Here is a 16,950-nt window from a genome sequence, read left to right as displayed (position 1 = left end):
TTCTGCTAAATCAATTGATCGACCGGGCTTACAGCGGCGCTGGGTATGTTGAAAGCAGTGAGGCAACGGCGCTATTGGTAGTCAAGTTGGATCGCTTTTGACGCGCAAGGTCGCTGATTTAGGGCGATTGATTGAAGATTACTTCTCAGGTGAGAAGCTGGCGTTATTAAGTGTCAGTGAACAAATCGACACGCGCAGTGCCAGTGGGCGCTTGATCCTCAATATCCTTGCCAGTGTCAGCCAATGGGAACGTGAGGCTATTGGTGAACGCACACGCGAAACACTGCAATCGAAAAAGGCGCGTGGTGAAGTGACTGGCAGAATCCCATACGGATATACAGCGGTCATCAATGATAAGGGTGTGAAGATGTTGGAGCCAATGATTGCAGAATTAGCGGTGATCAAGATTGCACGGAATTAAGAAAGGCTGGCTTATCACTCAAAAAGATCGCCATTGAACTAGACAAGCGGGGCATTCAATCCCGCAACGGCAAGGTATTTGTGGCAATGCAAGTGAGTCGGATGATGGAGGCAGCATGATCGCGCCAACACTGGATTTAACCCGAATTCATCACTGTTATCAGCACTGGATTCCCTGCTGGCGCTATACCCGCAATTGCACAATGGCAATGGCAATCGTTGGATCAACAATCTTTCTGAATTGGATGAATTGACTGGTGACACAGATGACGACACAACGCAACGCGATGAATGACCGCCTCCAACAACAGAAACTGCGTGATCGTAGAAAAGAAGCGGGTTGGAAAAGAATCACCATTTGGCTTGATCCCGATGATTTAGAGGCGCTGGCGCTACACGATAAGGATTGGCTAGGGACAACGGTCAAGGCGCTTCTAAAGTCTAGCTTATCTGATAAGCATCTAATCAGCAGTAAAGGTCACTTATCAGATAACTACGATGATAGCAGTGGCAAGGATCAAGACTTATCAGGTAAGTATGATGATGCTGGCGCTGGGTTTGCATTGAACGCAACAACACCAGTGCCCACTGAATTAGAAGCAAAGATCATTGCAGCAGTTAAAGCAATGATTGCAACAGGCGGAAAGATTAAACCGGGCTAAAATTAGTCGAGATTGTTATTGCGATGAAAGCAATGTTCGCCGCGTGATTAAGAAATACCATTTATTGGATGCGCAATAATGACCACGCAACATGATGATGATGCGCTAGGTTTTCTTTGGAGTGGGCAATACAGCACTGCTGAGATTGATGCGATGTTCACCGCCTAGCGCGGCGTTGCTGCCTGATCGTTGGTTTGGCACTGCGCCAGCGGACAACGCGCTCAAATCGACGCCTGTGCGATTCTGCACGATGAACAGCCTAGGGTGTGCGGGTTAGGTCGCAAAGTCTGTTGACTTCTATGCCGACTTCTTTCGTTTTTCGCCTTGCAAGCCGCGTCGTTGCTGAATTCTTAGATGCCGACTTATCTGTTAACTTGTTTAATTAAGGGGGCGGGTTTGCGTAAAATTTGACTGATTCAAGACTCAAATAGAACCGATAGTTCTATGCTGATTATCACTATAGTGTTAGGTGCACCTAACTTAACAAACTTCTTTGTTAAATAACTTATTGACTCGCTATAGCAATCAGGCTTACCTTGTGCTTTGGGCATGAAAAAGCCCAAGTCAGTCGCAAAACTGATTGGGCATTTAGCCTCAACAAAGAGGCGGCACTAAACTAGCGTAGGAAACTGGTTTTGTGCCGTCAAACTCCACCGACGGCACTGCTATAGACATAGTTAAGCACTTTTCCGCCTGACTTGTCACCTCAAAAGCAGCGCCAACACCGTATAGGTTTGGCTATGGAACATCCTGCAACACCAGTCATTTTAGACGCCGCACAAGTTCGTTCAATCCTCAAAATCCCTGTTGGATCATGGTCTTTACGCCTAGCGCAAGGGCGCATACCGCCTGCTGCGGGCAAGGTAGGAATATCGCCCTACTGGATTAAAAACGACGTTGATCATTGGCTCGCTAATCGCCCTAGCGCCGCTGTAAGCAAGCGGGAGGGCTAACCATGTCTGACTCACTCAACACTGCTGTAAACGGCGGTGAACGCCCTTTTGTGTCCAAACTACCGCCTTGCCTTGAGGATGTCTCAACGCTACTGGAGCCAGTGACCGTTAATGGCGTGGTCATGTCACTGCGTCAAGACCGCGAATATCCAGACATGTTTTATATCTCGTCCGATGAATTGCGCTGGTTTGAGGTTGAGGCAATCAACGGCGGTTATCGTTGTTTGAACACTGGAACGGTTTACTACACCGATCCGCAGCTAGACACGCCAGTTGATTACTTGCGAATTCATCCAATCCCCATGCCGTGGGGCGATCCGCAACCACTGATTAAACCAATCGCAGCAACACCCTATCCAATTCAGGCGTTGCCTCGCAATATGTGTGAATTGGTGCGGGAGATTAACGATTACAACGGCGCTCCAATTAGCCTGATTGCAACCTGTGCGTTAAGCACCTTGTCGATTGCTATTCAAGGTCACTTTAACGTTGCCCGCGATGATCGCCTAGTCTCACCCGTGAGTCTATACACAATGGTGGTAGCCGATCCCAATGAAAGAAAATCATCGGTTGATTCGCTGTTGACCAGTTCCATTAAAGCATGGGAACGCAAAGCCACTGTGAAAGCAGAAAAGGCTATGGTGCAGTACCAAACCAATAAAGAAGAATTCGACTCAAAGTTGAGTGACCTGAAATCTAAACTTTTATCCACAATGGCTAAAGGTGGATCGACAGATAGCATTAAGGCTGAAATGGTGGCACTCAAATTAAATGCCCCAGTGGAGCCGCTTGCGCCTTGCATGTTCTATTCCGACACTTCACGAGAAGCATTGACCTTTGGTCTATCGAAATACCCGTCTGGAGGCATTTTGAGTGCTGAGGCAGGTTATATCTTTGGTAGTCATTTAATGAAGAAGGAAAACGCAATGGGTGCAGTATCCTTCTTTAATCAACTCTGGTCTGGTGAAGCTGAGGACTTAAAAGTCAATCGACGCGGCAGCGAATCATATTCACTAGGGAATGTACGCTTCACTTTTGCGTTACAGGTTCAAGAATCGGTGCTGCGTGATTTCATTCACAGTAGCAATCTAACACGCGGCAGCGGATTCCTTGCGCGATTCCTACTCACCTATCCTGAATCAACTCAGGGCAATCGACCGTACAAGCCAGCGCCTAAGCATTGGGGCAATCGTGATGTATTTTTGCAGCGGATGACTGCGATATTGGAACTGCCATTAAGAAGAAACGAAAGCGGCGGTCTTGATCCCACTGTACTGGGATTTGATGCGCCAGCGATGGCTGTTTGGATTGATTGCTATAACGGGATTGAAGCGGAATTAGCGCCTAATGGCAAATACCACGCGATCAATGATGTTGCGGGTAAAGCAGCAGACAACATCGCCAGAATTGCCGCGCTATTTGAAGTGTTCAAAACTGATAATCCAACAAGCATATCGGTCGATTCAGTCATCAATGCTGCTCATATTGTTGGTTGGCATTTAGATGAAGCGATCCGCTTCTTTAATGGCATTGGTGCTGACAGTGCCAGTCGTGACGATATACGCCTTGACCAGTGGTTACGCGATCAAGGTGAAGCAACGCTTTCTAAACGGCATATCCACAGAAACGGTCCCATTCGCGACGGGGCTAGATTGGATGCTGCGTTAAACGATCTTGTTGAGTTAGATCGCGTCAGGATTGAGAAGAAGGATAAGAAGATTGCAGTGCTTATCAACCCTTCACTAATTAGCGACAGGGCAACATGATCCTGACTCACTGACATAGTGCTTGCGACACTTGCGACACTTGCGACAGTTGGTTATTTACCAATAACATCAATATGTTAAGTGTCGCAACCAACTTGCGACACATTGCGACACTTGCCGATTGAATCTAGTTTTTTCCCAACTGTAGCAAAGAGTAGCAACGCACTTGCTACACTTAGTTAGTTGATTTTGTTGGGTTAATTGCCAAGTGTAGCAACTGTAGCAAGTGTAGCAAGGGTATCTGCATGATCCTGACTCACTGACATGGTGCGCAGTCAAAATTCGGCTAGGGCAATAGATCAACTGTCGCAAAGTGTCGCAACCAACTTGCGACACATAACCATTTGATTATTTTAGGTGAAAAGGCAACTGTCGCAAGTGTCGCAACTGTCGCAAGGGTATCTGACAGGTGACTGGGCGGACGCGACTGGTTAAGACTGGGAAAGCGGTAAACATCCAACTGAACCCAGCCCTGTTGCCTCCAAAGTAGCAAGCCTTGCCGTGATCCCTTGCTAATTTTGCTAATTTTGCTAATTTGCTACTTTTACATAGCAAAATCAGTTACATGAAATTAGCAAGGGCTTTGCTAATCGTTGCTAATTTGCTGAGTGAGTCTGATTTTTTGTCCAACTGTAGCAAAGCGTAGCAACGCACTTGCTACACTTAATAAACTGATTTTATTGGGTTAATTGCCAAGTGTAGCAACTGTAGCAAGTGTAGCAAGGGTATCTGCATGATCCTGACTCACTGACATGGTGCGCAGTCAAAATTCGGCTAGGGCAATAGATCAACTGTCGCAAAGTGTCGCAACCAACTTGCGACACATAACCATTTGATTCTTTTAAGTGAAAAGGCAACTGTCGCAAGTGTCGCAACTGTCGCAAGGGTGACTGGTTGGACGCGACTGGTAGGAAAATTAGCAATGATTAGCAAACGGGTTGCTAATTTCAAGATGATGTTTTTAATAGGGAAAACTAGAAAATTAGCAAAATTAGCAAAATTAGCAGGGTATCTGACAAGACCGTCACGATAGCGAGGCGGTGAGGTCGCTTGATCGCCCAGCGCCAGCGTCCAATCTCACAACGGAGGCAACATGAAAAAGATTCACTGTTATGCGCAGAAAGAAGCGCCTGATTTATGGGTAGCGTTATGTCTGGATTTTGATTTAGCAGCACAAGGCGAAACCTTTGCGGCAGCACGAATAGCATTGGATGCAATGGTGAATGACTACATAGAAGACGCGGCAACGATTGATGCTGCATTTGCGCATAGCCTGCTAACACGCCGTGCACCATTGCGCTATTGGTTGCGGTTCTATTGGTTGGCACTGGTGCGATCATCGCAAACCTTTGGAGCGCCAATGCCATTGGTGATAGCGCATTGAGTGGGCACTATCCACCACTGACTTGTATTGAGGTTAAGCGCATTCTAAGAACGCTAGGCTTTAATCCGCGCCCACAGAAAAGCACGTCGCATGAGCAATGGGTAAAAGATGACGGCAAGCGATACAAGGTGACAGTGGATTGCCCTAAATCACCCTTTACCCAATTGAGTATTGGATCAATGGCACGGCAAGCGGGCGTATCTAAACAAGCGTTCTATGCTGCATTGACGCAATAAGCGGCAACGTGGGCGCAATTCAACGCGCCTGCGGGTATCAATGCCCAGTCCATGCGCGGACATCGCAACGGCAAAGCAACGCGGCAGCGATCAGGTACTGTAAGCCGCTGATTTACTACAGGTTATTTTAGCTATCAGCGGACGGGCTTGACGTTCAGTTGCTGGTAGATTTTTGAAACCAATTGGTTTCAAATTCTCAATCAGACTTACGAATGAAATTGCTCTATCAACATGACGGGCTTGACGTTCAGTTGCTGGTAGATTTTTGATGCCCATGGGCACCAAATTCTCAATTAAACCGGCGAATGAAATTCTGCGATCAGCATGACGGGCTTGACGTTCTCTGGCTGGTAGATTTTTGAAACCCATGGGTTTCAAATTCTCAATTAAACCGGCGAATGAAATTCTGCGATCAGCATGACGGGCTTGACGTTCTCTGGCTGGTAGATTTTTAAGACCCATGGGTCTCAAATCTTCAATCAGACTTACGAATGAAATTCTGCGATCAGCATGAACTCGCGTTATTCCAAATCTTTCTTGGCAATAATCCTCAAACGTTTTGCCTTTGGTATCGCGGTATAAACGCTTGTCACGAATCACCTTGAGCGACGCATCGCCAATGATCGAAAGCTGATTGATCCCGCCAATTCCTTTCCGTCGCTAATCCCAGCGCCAGCGCAAATCGTCACCGTCCTCGAGGCGGTTTTTTTGTGTGTCAAAAAACTGTCAGGGCATGGGTGATCGTTCGCCGTGCAAATCGCCACACTTCGTCCTATCCGTAACAAATCCCGCACTTTTGACAGGGCGACATCGCCCCTTTCCCGTTGTCTTGATCCTGTCTTGACACTTGCAAACATCAATCTGTAATACAGCGTATTGACATAAACAAGACTAGGGTTTATTGTGTCTTACAACAAACAAGACAGGATCAAGACAATGGCAACGGCAATCGGATATATCAGGGTTTCGACAAGTGGGCAGGCAATCGACGGCGTATCGCTAGACGCGCAGAAAGCCAAGATCGCTGCGTGGGCAGAATTGAATGGGTATGAGCTGGGCGAGATTTTTGAGGATGCTGGGATCAGTGGCACAAAACAGGATCGCCCCGGATTAGCTGCCGCACTCGCTGCTGCAAAGAAAGGGGACGCGGTGATTGCTTACTCAATTAGCCGGTTCGCCCGGTCAACAAAACACTTGATCGAAATCTCAGAATCACTAGCCAAGCGTGAGATTGATATGGTTTCAATCAGCGAGCGCATCGATACCACGTCCGCAGCGGGGAAGATGGTGTTTCGCATGATGGCTGTAATGGCAGAATTTGAACGCGATCAAGTGTCTGAACGCACCAAGACGGCACTGCAACACAAAAAATCGAAAGGTGAAAAAACCGGCGGACAAGTGCCCTTTGGTAACGATGCAGCGGCTAATGACGAAGGCGTTAAAGTGCTAACAGTCAATCAAGCCGAGCGCATCATCATCAATGCGGTGATCGAATTAAGAAAGGCTGGTTTGTCGCTCAGGAAGATTGCAACGGAATTGGAAAAACGCGGGTTTCAATCTCGCAAAGGGCGCGTATTTCATCCGACACAAATTAGCAGAATGTTGGTGGCAGCATGAATACACTTGATTTGCAGCGAGTGAACATGGCGCTGGCGCAGATTGATTGCGCAATGAATGCGACGGATTGTGTTGAATTGAAAAACCGCCTTTCTTTGGATGATCTTTTGCACCACGCGGCAAGTGTTGCAATACAGCGTAAAGATAAGGTATTGCACAACAAGATCAACTGTCTTACACCGTCAAGACAGTATCAAGACAAGGGATTGAACCAATGAAAGATGAGCGCAAAATGATGTCATTTAGACTGCCAATTGAAGCGCGGGATCGTATGCAACGGCTCATGTCGATTCACAATGCACCGTCACAAGCGGACGTGATTCTAATGGCATTGGATGCGCTTGAATCCGTAGCGCCAGCGCCAGCGGTATCAGCACAATTGGATGATGTTGTAACGCGGATTGAGCGGATGTTTGATGACATGCTGGCGCGTATCGATACGATGCAACAACACTTTGCGGCATTTGAAGTGCGTTTGAGTGCCATTGAAGCTGGCGCTGGTGAGTCTACAATTGTAGAAAAAGCGGGTGCTGATGCGGATGTGAACGATGCTGGCGCAGATAAGAAGCGCACACGCAAAACTGCTGATTTTGATCCTGACGTGTGGATAGTTAGCGTTAGCCAAATCAGTGAGGATTTACAGCGGGAGTGTGTGCAGATGTTGCGAAACAAGATCGACAAAGATGACATCGTGACGATGGTCGAAACCAAGATCGGAAAGAAGATGACGAGACAGTTTAAGAACAATTTTAAGACGAAGAGCTTGGAATCATGGGTCAATCTATACCCTAAAACAGTGCACCCTAAGATTGAACCACACTGGGATATTCTGTGTTCGGTAGCGATAATCTACTGCAATTAGCCAACTGGGTTGCTTGCGGTAAATCGACCGAATTCATTGAAGCATGGGTGAAGGCAACGCTGGGCGTTGATACCTTGCCGGATAATTTTCATGCTGATTTAGCAGAATTGGTCAAGCAAGGTGAGTGGGTTAGGGCTGACAAAGCTAGGGAGGCGAATTTAAGTTAGGTGCACTTAACGACTAACACAAGCCGCGTAACAGCGGTTTTTTATTGTCCGTCGCATGAACACTGCTGGCGCTGAGAACGTGCTCAAAATGCGTCCTACGCGATTCTGCACGATGAACAGCCTAGGGGGTGTGGGTTAGGTCGCAAAGTCTGTTGACTTCTATGCCGACTTCTTTCGTTTTTCGCCTTGCAAGCCGCGTCGTTGCTGAATTCTTAGATGCCGACTTATCTGTTAACTTGTTTAATTAAGGGGGCGGGTTATCTAATTCTCAGATAATTTGGTGTTGCTCTGGTGTCGCTCATTGCGCTGCAACATGCGCCAATGCAATGATTTTGAGATAAAAATTGGGTGTGTGCTGGTGTTGCTCTGTTTTTTCTCATACATGCAACATACGGTAAGGTGATGTTTTCAGGTGAAAATTAAGATGTGTTCACTAGGTTTTAATTACACAACCCATTAGCAAAAAAGTGTCAATGTTTCCGAACACAAGGCAGTGTCAATCTGCGGTAACGTTGATAAATAAATCGTAGCCTTATTGACATTTATTTATAATCGTTTACCTTGTGCTTTGGACATAAAAAAACCCAAACAGTCTGGACAACTGATCGGGTGATTTGCCTCCAAAGAAGGCGGTACTAAGACCAACGTGAGAAACTGGTTTTGTGCCGTCAAACTCCACCGACGGCACTGCTATAGACATAGTTAAGCACTTTTCCGCCTGACTTGTCATCAAAAGCAGCGCCAACACCGTATAGGTTTGGCTATGGAACATCCTGCAACACCAGTCATTTTAGACGCTACTCAACTTCGTTCAATCCTCAAAATCCCTGCTGGATCATGGTCTTTACGCCTAGCGCAAGGGCGCATACCGCCTGCTGCGGGCAAGGTAGGAATATCGCCCTACTGGATTAAAAACGACGTTGATCATTGGCTCGCTAATCGCCCTAGCGCCGCTGTAAGCAAGCGGGAGGGCTAACCATGTCTGACACACTCAACACTGCTGTCAACGGCGGTGACAGTCGCCCTGTGCCTGCTTTTGACCTGCTGGCTGCAAAGCAATTTCTTCAATTACTTGATCCAACAGCAACGCAATTCTGCTTCCAGACATTTGATGATCTTGAAAGTCGCAAGGCAACCCATTTAGTCGCCACAATCCCGCGTTCTTTTGATGACGCCTATCAACAACTGTGCGACCTGAACCGACAAGGCGCGGGCGTTTTCGTGACGATCAACGCTACCAATGGCAAAAGTCGCAAAGCAACGGACGTGATTGCAGTCAGGGCAATGTTTGCAGACTTTGATCCGCCTAAAACTGCTGCTGCGCCAGCAAGTTATCCGTTACAACCACATTGGCAAGTTGAATCCTCACCGGGGAAAAGACACGCCTATTGGAGCGTTGCTGATTGTCCGCTTGACCAATTCAAACCATTGCAACAAACGATTATTCAGGCACTTGGTAGCGATCCTGCGCCCTGTGATTTGCCGCGTGTCATGCGCTTGCCGGGCTTCTTTCACATGAAAAACCCGACCACGCCGCACTTGGTGCGCATCGTGGAGACCAACACCCTCGCACCCTACTCGTTAGCGGACATCGCTGGCGCTTTTGCACCACAGTTGCCGAATTCAAAAAACGCAGTTGCCCCCCCTGCGAATTCTGCGAATTTGCGAATTTCTACTGCAAACGGCTGTATTGAATCAGAATCAGAAAAACTCGCAGTTGCGAATCTTTCTGCGAGTTTGCGAATTTCGACTGCGAATTCCCCGGAATCGCAAGGGCAAGCGGACTATTTGGTGGAGTTGTTAGCAGGGGAAAACGTGCACCACGCGGCGCTCAAGGTGATTGGGCGCATGGTGGCAACGGGCATGTTAGACGCAGACATCCGCGCTGCTTTTGCCGTGCTTTCTCAACGGGTTGCCGAGCAGCGAGGGGCGGATCGCGCCTCTGCGTTAATGGGAACTGAATTAGAGCGGATGATTCAGGGCGCACGGGTTAAGGGCTATGCGCCAGCAAAAGTCGCAAAACCAAATGAGTCGCAAGGATCGCAACCAGAACCATTGCGAGCGCCATTGTCTGTGCCTGAACCCTATCCAGTTGTGGAATTGGGCGGGATATTGGGCGCTGCCGCAACTGCATTACACGAAACAGTAAAAGCACCATTGGCACTGTGCGCCCAGTCAGTACTGGCAGCAGCATCGTTTGCGGCACAAGCGCATTTTGACGCTGAAATGCCGTGGGGCGAGATTAAACCGTTGTCGCTGGCCCTTCTAACCATTGGCGTGTCAGGCGAGCGCAAATCTGCAATTGACGATCTAGTGCTGGGCGCAGCGAAGGCGCAGGAACGCGATGAAATGGGGGGTTTTGAAGAGTCGCAAGTGACGTTTGAAGCGGCGTTGTCCGCTTGGAAAAGCGCCAGCGAAGTCGCAAAAAAACGCGCTGGCGCTAAAGACAAAGGGTCAGTTGAGGATTTCATTGCTGCGGGTGACGAAGTGGGGCCACCACCTAAACCGCCAATTTTGCCGCTGCGTTTTGTCAGTGATCCGACTGTCGAGGGACTTTTCAAACTGCTGGCGCTTGGTCAACCCAGTGTTGCCCTGTTTTCCGATGAGGGCGGTTTGCTGATTGGCGGTTTTGCCCTCAATAGCGACAACGCAACCAAGACACTCGCTCGCTGGTGCAAATTGTGGGACGGATCGCCCTTTGATCGTGTCCGCGCTGGTGACGGCAGCGGCATTCTCTACGGTCGCAGAATGGCATTGCACCAGTTAGCGCAGCCGGAAGTAATGACCACGCTGCTTAACGACCGCGTTGCTAACGGGCAAGGTTTCCTTGCGCGGTGTTTGGTGGCATGGCCGGAATCGACCATTGGGCACAGACACATTGAAAGCTATGAAAAGGGCGGTGATCGCCCTGAACTCAAACGTTTGTTTGGTGTGTTCAAACGATTATTAGAAACACCACCACGCACTAAAGACCAACACGGGCAAATCCTAGACCCACTGCCACTCCAGTTAACCAGTGAGGCAATTGAGATTGCCGTTGCTGCCAACAATCAGTTTGAGGCGCTCATGGCTCCCGGTCAGCCACTTTGCGAACTCCGCGACCGCACCAGTAAGGCGTTGGATAACGCGGTGAGAATTGCGGGCATTCTCACGGTGATTGATTGGGGCTTAGAAGCGCGGGAAATCGCTGCGCCCTATTTGGAGCAAGGCTTAAACCTTGTGCAGTGGTATCTCGCAGAGGCGTTGCGAATTCGCGCCTCTGCAATCGTGCCTGAATCAGTCAGCGACGCAGAGGCGCTGCTGGCATGGTTAAAAAGCAAGGATGTGAAGCGTTTTCGATCCGACCGCGTTCTTAGAACTGGCCCAGCACCATTGCGCGATAAGGCGCGGATGAAAGTCGCAATAGGTGAGTTGGTTTGCAACGGGTATTTGGTGGAAAACGACGCGGGGACTTGGGTTGACGGTGTGAAAGCGCGGGTATCTTGGACAGTGACGGCGGAGGCTTTCAATGTTCTTTGATGCGCGGGCGCTAAAGTCTCAAGACTCGGCAAAAGTCGCAGGAATCTCGAAGAGTCGCAAAGTCGCAGAAAAAGTCGCAACTTCGAGCTTGCCAGAATCACAGTTAGAACAATCAGTTAACCCTGAAAGTCGCAAAGTCGCAAAAGTCGCAGGGGGGGCAAGGGCGAATTTGAAATTCGCAAACTCGCAGGGAAATTCGCAAAACGAGGGCTTGCCAGAATCACAGTTAGAACAATCAGTTAACACTGAAATTCGCAAATTCGCAGAATTCGCAGGGGGGCAAGGGCGAATTCTGACTCTGCGACTTATTGGCGTTTTCGCCTGACTGCACTGGACGGCGGGATCATCGAAATCAGCACCACGCCGTTTTCAACGGTCAGTGAAGTGCGGCGGATGTATCCAACTCACAGTGTTGAGGTGATTGAAGGCGACTTTGAACCGCTAAGTCACCTAGGGTTTTCCCGAATGGTGTTGGATCAAGGATTGCGGGAAATTCCTCTTCCCGTTATTCCCTCAAAGGGGGGGAAGGGGGGGCGTATGTCCTACGCAGGACAAGGCGTCACACCGAGCACACCCGATACGCCGGTAGCTTGTGAACCAGCAGCGCCAGCACTCACCGCCTGCTGCAATGAATGCCAACGATTGAATCGGTCAAAGATAAATCCTGCTGGTGGATTAGTAGACTGCGAACACCTGAATCACGGACGGATGCAAATGACACCATTGGAACCGCGCAATTGCACTCACTTTGAAGCGATTTAATTAGATCAATCAGAGGCGGTGAGGTCGCTTGATCGCCCAGCGCCAGCGTCCAATCTCACAACGGAGGCAACATGAAAAAGATTCACTGTTATGCGCAGAAAGAAGCGCCTGATTTATGGGTAGCGTTATGTCTGGATTTTGATTTAGCAGCACAAGGCGAAACCTTTGCGGCAGCACGAATAGCATTGGATGCAATGGTGAATGACTACATAGAAGACGCGGCAACGATTGATGCTGCATTTGCGCATAGCCTGCTAACACGCCGTGCACCATTGCGCTATTGGTTGCGGTTCTATTGGTTGGCACTGGTGCGATCATCGCAAACCTTTGGAGCGCCAATGCCATTGGTGATAGCGCATTGAGTGGGCACTATCCACCACTGACTTGTATTGAGGTTAAGCGCATTCTAAGAACGCTAGGCTTTAATCCGCGCCCACAGAAAAGCACGTCGCATGAGCAATGGGTAAAAGATGACGGCAAGCGATACAAGGTGACAGTGGATTGCCCTAAATCACCCTTTACCCAATTGAGTATTGGATCAATGGCACGGCAAGCGGGCGTATCTAAACAAGCGTTCTATGCTGCATTGACGCAATAAGCGGCAACGTGGGCGCAATTCAACGCGCCTGCGGGTATCAATGCCCAGTCCATGCGCGGACATCGCAACGGCAAAGCAACGCGGCAGCGATCAGGTACTGTAAGCCGCTGATTTACTACAGGTTATTTTAGCTATCAGCGGACGGGCTTGACGTTCAGTTGCTGGTAGATTTTTGAAACCAATTGGTTTCAAATTCTCAATCAGACTTACGAATGAAATTGCTCTATCAACATGACGGGCTTGGTATTCGGTTGCGGGAATGGGTTTGGTGCCGCGCGGCACCAAATCTTCAATCAGACTTACGAATGAAATTGCTCTATCAACATGACGGCGCGTTATTCCAAATCTTTCTTGGCAATAATCCTCAAAACTGGTATAGCCCAGCGCGTCAACTTCTTTAGCGGACGGTTGATCTTTACCTGCTGCTGATTGCGCGTTACTCCACGCCTCAGCTTGCAATTCAGGCGTTGGTAATGCTGTCAACGGACGGGCTTGACGTTCTCTGGCTGGTAGATTTTTGAAACCCATGGGTTTCAAATTCTCAATTAAACCGGCGAATGAAATTCTGCGATCAGCATGAACTCGCGTTATTCCAAATCTTTCTTGGCAATAATCCTCAAACGTTTTGCATTGCGCTCTATACAGCCGCTTGTCACGAATCACCTTCAATGAAGCATCGCCAATGATCGAAAGCTGATTGATCCCGCCAATTCTTTCCGTCGCTAATCCCAGCGCCAGCGCAAATCGTCAACCGTCCTCGAGGCGGTTTTTTTGTGTGTCAAAAAACTGTCAGGGCATTGGCACAAGATCGCTGTCACTAATTGATATATCTCTATTTAACGTAAACGTTAGGTAAAGGGGCTTTTAAGGGTATAGGTAACGATACGAGCGGATAGTTACACGATAAGTATAAATCCAGTGTTTACCTGTTGACTTACGTATCAGATAAGCGTACTTTTGCCTCACTAAAATACTTATCAGATAACTACCATGATTAAGACCAAGACCGTTGCTTACCTCCGTGTTTCCACTGACTCGCAAGCCGATAAGGGTTTCTCGCTACAGGCTCAAGAGGAAAAGGTTAAGCAATATGCGGCGCTGTATGACTTGGAATTGATCGACATCGTTATTGACGCTGGTGCTTCTGCTAAATCAATTGATCGACCGGGCTTACAGCGGGCGCTGGGTATGTTGAAAGCAGGTGAGGCAACGGCGCTATTGGTAGTCAAGTTGGATCGCTTGACGCGCAAGGTCGCTGATTTAGGGCGATTGATTGAAGATTACTTCTCAGGTGAGAAGCTGGCGTTATTAAGTGTCAGTGAACAAATCGACACGCGCAGTGCCAGTGGGCGCTTGATCCTCAATATCCTTGCCAGTGTCAGCCAATGGGAACGTGAGGCTATTGGTGAACGCACACGCGAAACACTGCAATCGAAAAAGGCGCGTGGTGAAGTGACTGGCAGAATCCCATACGGATATACAGCGGTCATCAATGATAAGGGTGTGAAGATGTTGGAGCCAATGATTGCAGAATTAGCGGTGATCAAGATTGCACGGGAATTAAGAAAGGCTGGCTTATCACTCAAAAAGATCGCCATTGAACTAGACAAGCGGGGCATTCAATCCCGCAACGGCAAGGTATTTGTGGCAATGCAAGTGAGTCGGATGATGGAGCAGCATGATCGCGCCAACACTGGATTTAACCCGAATTCAGTCACTGTTATCAGCACTGGATTCCCTGCTGGCGCTATACCCGCAATTGCACAATGGCAATGGCAATCGTTGGATCAACAATCTTTCTGAATTGGATGAATTGACTGGTGACACAGATGACGACACAACGCAACGCGATGAATGACCGCCTCCAACAACAGAAACTGTCGTGATCGTAGAAAAGAAGCGGGTTGGAAAGAATCACCATTTGGCTTGATCCCGATGATTTAGAGGCGCTGGCGCTACACGATAAGGATTGGCTAGGGACAACGGTCAAGGCGCTTCTAAAGTCTAGCTTATCTGATAAGCATCTAATCAGCAGTAAAGGTCACTTATCAGATAACTACGATGATAGCAGTGGCAAGGATCAAGACTTATCAGGTAAGTATGATGATGCTGGCGCTGGGTTTGCATTGAACGCAACAACACCAGTGCCCACTGAATTAGAAGCAAAGATCATTGCAGCAGTTAAAGCAATGATTGCAACAGGCGGAAAGATTAACCGGGCTAAAATTAGTCGAGATTGTTATTGCGATGAAAGCAATGTTCGCCGCGTGATTAAGAAATACCATTTATTGGATGCGCAATAATGACCACGCAACATGATGATGATGCGCTAGGTTTTCTTTGGAGTGGGCAATACAGCACTGCTGAGATTGATGCGATGTTCACCGCCTAGCGCGGCGTTGCTGCCTGATCGTTGGTTTGGCACTGCGCCAGCGGACAACGCGCTCAAATCGACGCCTGTGCGATTCTGCACGATGAACAGCCTAGGGTGTGCGGGTTAGGTCGCAAAGTCTGTTGACTTCTATGCCGACTTCTTTCGTTTTTCGCCTTGCAAGCCGCGTCGTTGCTGAATTCTTAGATGCCGACTTATCTGTTAACTTGTTTAATTAAGGGGGGCGGGTTTGCGTAAAATTTGACTGATTCAAGACTCAAATAGAACCGATAGTTCTATGCTGATTATCACTATAGTGTTAGGTGCACCTAACTTAACAAACTTCTTTGTTAAATAACTTATTGACTCGCTATAGCAATCAGGCTTACCTTGTGCTTTGGGCATGAAAAAGCCCAAGTCAGTCGCAAAACTGATTGGGCATTTAGCCTCAACAAAGAGGCGGCACTAAACTAGCGTAGGAAACTGGTTTTGTGCCGTCAAACTCCACCGACGGCACTGCTATAGACATAGTTAAGCACTTTTCCGCCTGACTTGTCACCTCAAAAGCAGCGCCAACACCGTATAGGTTTGGCTATGGAACATCCTGCAACACCAGTCATTTTAGACGCCGCACAAGTTCGTTCAATCCTCAAAATCCCTGTTGGATCATGGTCTTTACGCCTAGCGCAAGGGCGCATACCGCCTGCTGCGGGCAAGGTAGGAATATCGCCCTACTGGATTAAAAACGACGTTGATCATTGGCTCGCTAATCGCCCTAGCGCCGCTGTAAGCAAGCGGGAGGGCTAACCATGTCTGACTCACTCAACACTGCTGTAAACGCGGTGAACGCCCTTTTGTGTCCAAACTACCGCCTTGCCTTGAGGATGTCTCAACGCTACTGGAGCCAGTGACCGTTAATGGCGTGGTCATGTCACTGCGTCAAGACCGCGAATATCCAGACATGTTTTATATCTCGTCCGATGAATTGCGCTGGTTTGAGGTTGAGGCAATCAACGGCGGTTATCGTTGTTTGAACACTGGAACGGTTTACTACACCGATCCGCAGCTAGACACGCCAGTTGATTACTTGCGAATTCATCCAATCCCCATGCCGTGGGCGATCCGCAACCACTGATTAAACCAATCGCAGCAACACCCTATCCAATTCAGGCGTTGCCTCGCAATATGTGTGAATTGGTGCGGGAGATTAACGATTACAACGGCGCTCCAATTAGCCTGATTGCAACCTGTGCGTTAAGCACCTTGTCGATTGCTATTCAAGGTCACTTAACGTTGCCCGCGATGATCGCCTAGTCTCACCCGTGAGTCTATACACAATGGTGGTAGCCGATCCCAATGAAAGAAAATCATCGGTTGATTCGCTGTTGACCAGTTCCATTAAAGCATGGGAACGCAAAGCCACTGTGAAAGAGAAAGGCTATGGTGCAGTACCAAATCCAAAGAAGAATTCGACTCAAAGTTGAGTGACCTGAAATCTCTTTTATCCACAATGGCTAAAGGTGGATCGACAGATAGCATTAAGGCTGAAATGGTGGCACTCAATTAAATGCCCCAGTGGAGCCGCTTGCGCCTTGCATGTTCTATTCCGACACTTCACGAGAAGCATTGACCT

22 protein-coding genes are annotated in these 16,950 nt (G+C 48.4%); 18 read left to right on the top strand and 4 right to left on the bottom strand.

Annotation, left to right across the window (positions count from 1 at the left end; translation table 11 throughout):
* The first annotated feature begins 97 nt into the window (after positions 1-97).
* Positions 98-421 carry a recombinase family protein gene (locus tag CXB77_RS18960; protein ID WP_197711115.1) on the top strand — a complete coding sequence of 108 codons (324 nt, stop codon included), beginning with the start codon at positions 98-100 and terminating at the stop codon, positions 419-421.
* A 286-nt stretch (positions 422-707) separates the two neighbouring features.
* Positions 708-1,082 carry a hypothetical protein gene (locus CXB77_RS18955; RefSeq protein ID WP_105075091.1) on the top strand — a complete coding sequence of 125 codons (375 nt, stop codon included), beginning with the start codon at positions 708-710 and terminating at the stop codon, positions 1,080-1,082.
* 105 nt (positions 1,083-1,187) lie between these two features.
* Here the strand turns inward: CXB77_RS18955 and CXB77_RS20040 are convergent, their stop codons facing one another.
* Positions 1,188-1,331, bottom strand: a complete 144-nt coding sequence (locus tag CXB77_RS20040; protein WP_172452762.1) for a hypothetical protein — start codon at positions 1,329-1,331, stop codon at positions 1,188-1,190.
* Positions 1,332-2,037: 706 nt separating this feature from the next.
* Between CXB77_RS20040 and CXB77_RS18950 the strand changes: the two genes are divergently transcribed.
* The 3 genes from CXB77_RS18950 to CXB77_RS18940 all read left to right on the top strand — a co-directional run bounded on the left by CXB77_RS18950 (position 2,038) and on the right by CXB77_RS18940 (position 5,421).
* Positions 2,038-3,801, top strand: coding sequence for a YfjI family protein (locus CXB77_RS18950; protein WP_105075090.1), 1,764 nt, complete (start codon positions 2,038-2,040; stop codon positions 3,799-3,801).
* A gap of 1,093 nt (positions 3,802-4,894) precedes the next feature.
* Complete coding sequence (locus CXB77_RS18945) at positions 4,895-5,185, top strand: DUF1902 domain-containing protein (RefSeq protein ID WP_105075083.1); 291 nt, start codon at positions 4,895-4,897, stop codon at positions 5,183-5,185.
* Entirely contained in the window at positions 5,182-5,421 is a 240-nt protein-coding gene (locus CXB77_RS18940) for a type II toxin-antitoxin system HicA family toxin (RefSeq protein WP_105075082.1), read from the top strand. Before CXB77_RS18945 ends, CXB77_RS18940 begins: the two co-directional genes overlap by 4 nt.
* 90 nt (positions 5,422-5,511) lie before the next feature.
* Here the strand turns inward: CXB77_RS18940 and CXB77_RS18935 are convergent, their stop codons facing one another.
* Entirely contained in the window at positions 5,512-6,021 is a 510-nt protein-coding gene (locus CXB77_RS18935; RefSeq protein WP_105075089.1) for a hypothetical protein, read from the bottom strand.
* A 336-nt stretch (positions 6,022-6,357) separates the two neighbouring features.
* Between CXB77_RS18935 and CXB77_RS18930 the strand changes: the two genes are divergently transcribed.
* From CXB77_RS18930 to CXB77_RS18890, 8 genes are all read left to right on the top strand, one after another.
* The gene (locus CXB77_RS18930; protein ID WP_105073134.1) at positions 6,358-7,038 is read left to right on the top strand and encodes a recombinase family protein; all 681 of its coding nucleotides are present in this window, start codon (positions 6,358-6,360) and stop codon (positions 7,036-7,038) included.
* On the top strand, positions 7,035-7,256 hold the full coding sequence (locus CXB77_RS18925; protein WP_105073067.1) for a hypothetical protein: 222 nt from the start codon (positions 7,035-7,037) through the stop codon (positions 7,254-7,256). The genes CXB77_RS18930 and CXB77_RS18925 overlap by 4 nt, the downstream gene beginning before the upstream one ends.
* Positions 7,257-7,273: 17 nt before the next feature.
* On the top strand, positions 7,274-7,900 hold the full coding sequence (locus tag CXB77_RS18920; RefSeq protein ID WP_146108892.1) for a hypothetical protein: 627 nt from the start codon (positions 7,274-7,276) through the stop codon (positions 7,898-7,900).
* Positions 7,870-8,067 (top strand): hypothetical protein, encoded by a 198-nt coding sequence (locus tag CXB77_RS18915; protein WP_105075087.1) that lies wholly within the window; start codon positions 7,870-7,872, stop codon positions 8,065-8,067. Before CXB77_RS18920 ends, CXB77_RS18915 begins: the two co-directional genes overlap by 31 nt.
* Positions 8,068-9,045: 978 nt before the next feature.
* Entirely contained in the window at positions 9,046-11,586 is a 2,541-nt protein-coding gene (locus CXB77_RS18910; RefSeq protein WP_105075086.1) for a DUF3987 domain-containing protein, read from the top strand.
* 393 nt (positions 11,587-11,979) lie between these two features.
* Entirely contained in the window at positions 11,980-12,348 is a 369-nt protein-coding gene (locus tag CXB77_RS19450; protein WP_146108891.1) for a hypothetical protein, read from the top strand.
* 71 nt (positions 12,349-12,419) lie between these two features.
* Positions 12,420-12,710 (top strand): DUF1902 domain-containing protein, encoded by a 291-nt coding sequence (locus tag CXB77_RS18895; protein WP_105075083.1) that lies wholly within the window; start codon positions 12,420-12,422, stop codon positions 12,708-12,710.
* Positions 12,707-12,946: a type II toxin-antitoxin system HicA family toxin gene (locus CXB77_RS18890; RefSeq protein WP_105075082.1), complete on the top strand. Its 240-nt coding sequence runs from the start codon at positions 12,707-12,709 to the stop codon at positions 12,944-12,946. Before CXB77_RS18895 ends, CXB77_RS18890 begins: the two co-directional genes overlap by 4 nt.
* Positions 12,947-13,036: 90 nt before the next feature.
* On the opposite strand, the gene CXB77_RS18885 is transcribed toward CXB77_RS18890, so the two are convergent.
* On the bottom strand, positions 13,037-13,615 hold the full coding sequence (locus CXB77_RS18885; RefSeq protein WP_146108890.1) for a hypothetical protein: 579 nt from the start codon (positions 13,613-13,615) through the stop codon (positions 13,037-13,039).
* A 321-nt stretch (positions 13,616-13,936) separates the two neighbouring features.
* On the opposite strand from CXB77_RS18885, the gene CXB77_RS18880 reads away from it, so the two are divergent.
* The gene (locus CXB77_RS18880) at positions 13,937-14,749 is read left to right on the top strand and encodes a recombinase family protein (protein WP_105075080.1); all 813 of its coding nucleotides are present in this window, start codon (positions 13,937-13,939) and stop codon (positions 14,747-14,749) included.
* Positions 14,750-14,850: 101 nt separating this feature from the next.
* Positions 14,851-15,249 (top strand): hypothetical protein, encoded by a 399-nt coding sequence (locus CXB77_RS18875; protein WP_105075079.1) that lies wholly within the window; start codon positions 14,851-14,853, stop codon positions 15,247-15,249.
* Between the two features lie 26 nt (positions 15,250-15,275).
* Here CXB77_RS18875 and CXB77_RS20035 read toward each other — a convergent pair whose 3' ends face one another.
* A complete protein-coding gene (locus CXB77_RS20035) occupies positions 15,276-15,419 on the bottom strand; it encodes a hypothetical protein (protein WP_172452762.1) in 144 nt (47 codons plus the stop codon).
* Between the two features lie 754 nt (positions 15,420-16,173).
* On the opposite strand from CXB77_RS20035, the gene CXB77_RS18870 reads away from it, so the two are divergent.
* The 3 genes from CXB77_RS18870 to CXB77_RS24920 are packed head-to-tail and all read left to right on the top strand — an operon-like array spanning position 16,174 to position 16,801.
* A complete protein-coding gene (locus tag CXB77_RS18870; protein WP_146108889.1) occupies positions 16,174-16,452 on the top strand; it encodes a discoidin domain-containing protein in 279 nt (92 codons plus the stop codon).
* Entirely contained in the window at positions 16,431-16,631 is a 201-nt protein-coding gene (locus CXB77_RS18865; RefSeq protein ID WP_105075077.1) for a hypothetical protein, read from the top strand. The genes CXB77_RS18870 and CXB77_RS18865 overlap by 22 nt, the downstream gene beginning before the upstream one ends.
* Before the next feature lie 23 nt (positions 16,632-16,654).
* A complete protein-coding gene (locus CXB77_RS24920; protein ID WP_431520771.1) occupies positions 16,655-16,801 on the top strand; it encodes a hypothetical protein in 147 nt (48 codons plus the stop codon).
* Positions 16,802-16,950 lie beyond the last annotated feature (149 nt).

This window comes from Chromatium okenii, from assembly GCF_002958735.1.
Classification (GTDB): Bacteria; Pseudomonadota; Gammaproteobacteria; order Chromatiales; family Chromatiaceae; genus Chromatium; species Chromatium okenii_A.
This window is presented reverse-complemented; position numbering and strand designations above follow the sequence as displayed.

Bases quoted from the DNA above. Each gene is read 5' to 3' on its own strand.
- CXB77_RS18955 (WP_105075091.1), top strand. From the start codon at position 708: ATGAATGACCGCCTCCAACAACAGAAACTGCGTGATCGTAGAAAAGAA.
- CXB77_RS18920 (WP_146108892.1), top strand. From the start codon at position 7,274: ATGTCATTTAGACTGCCAATTGAAGCGCGGGATCGTATGCAACGGCTC.
- CXB77_RS18925 (WP_105073067.1), top strand. From the start codon at position 7,035: ATGAATACACTTGATTTGCAGCGAGTGAACATGGCGCTGGCGCAGATT.
- CXB77_RS18895 (WP_105075083.1), top strand. From the start codon at position 12,420: ATGAAAAAGATTCACTGTTATGCGCAGAAAGAAGCGCCTGATTTATGG.
- CXB77_RS18945 (WP_105075083.1), top strand. From the start codon at position 4,895: ATGAAAAAGATTCACTGTTATGCGCAGAAAGAAGCGCCTGATTTATGG.
- CXB77_RS18880 (WP_105075080.1), top strand. From the start codon at position 13,937: ATGATTAAGACCAAGACCGTTGCTTACCTCCGTGTTTCCACTGACTCG.
- CXB77_RS18930 (WP_105073134.1), top strand. From the start codon at position 6,358: ATGGCAACGGCAATCGGATATATCAGGGTTTCGACAAGTGGGCAGGCA.
- CXB77_RS18910 (WP_105075086.1), top strand. From the start codon at position 9,046: ATGTCTGACACACTCAACACTGCTGTCAACGGCGGTGACAGTCGCCCT.
- CXB77_RS18950 (WP_105075090.1), top strand. From the start codon at position 2,038: ATGTCTGACTCACTCAACACTGCTGTAAACGGCGGTGAACGCCCTTTT.
- CXB77_RS19450 (WP_146108891.1), top strand. From the start codon at position 11,980: ATGTATCCAACTCACAGTGTTGAGGTGATTGAAGGCGACTTTGAACCG.
- CXB77_RS24920 (WP_431520771.1), top strand. From the start codon at position 16,655: ATGGTGGTAGCCGATCCCAATGAAAGAAAATCATCGGTTGATTCGCTG.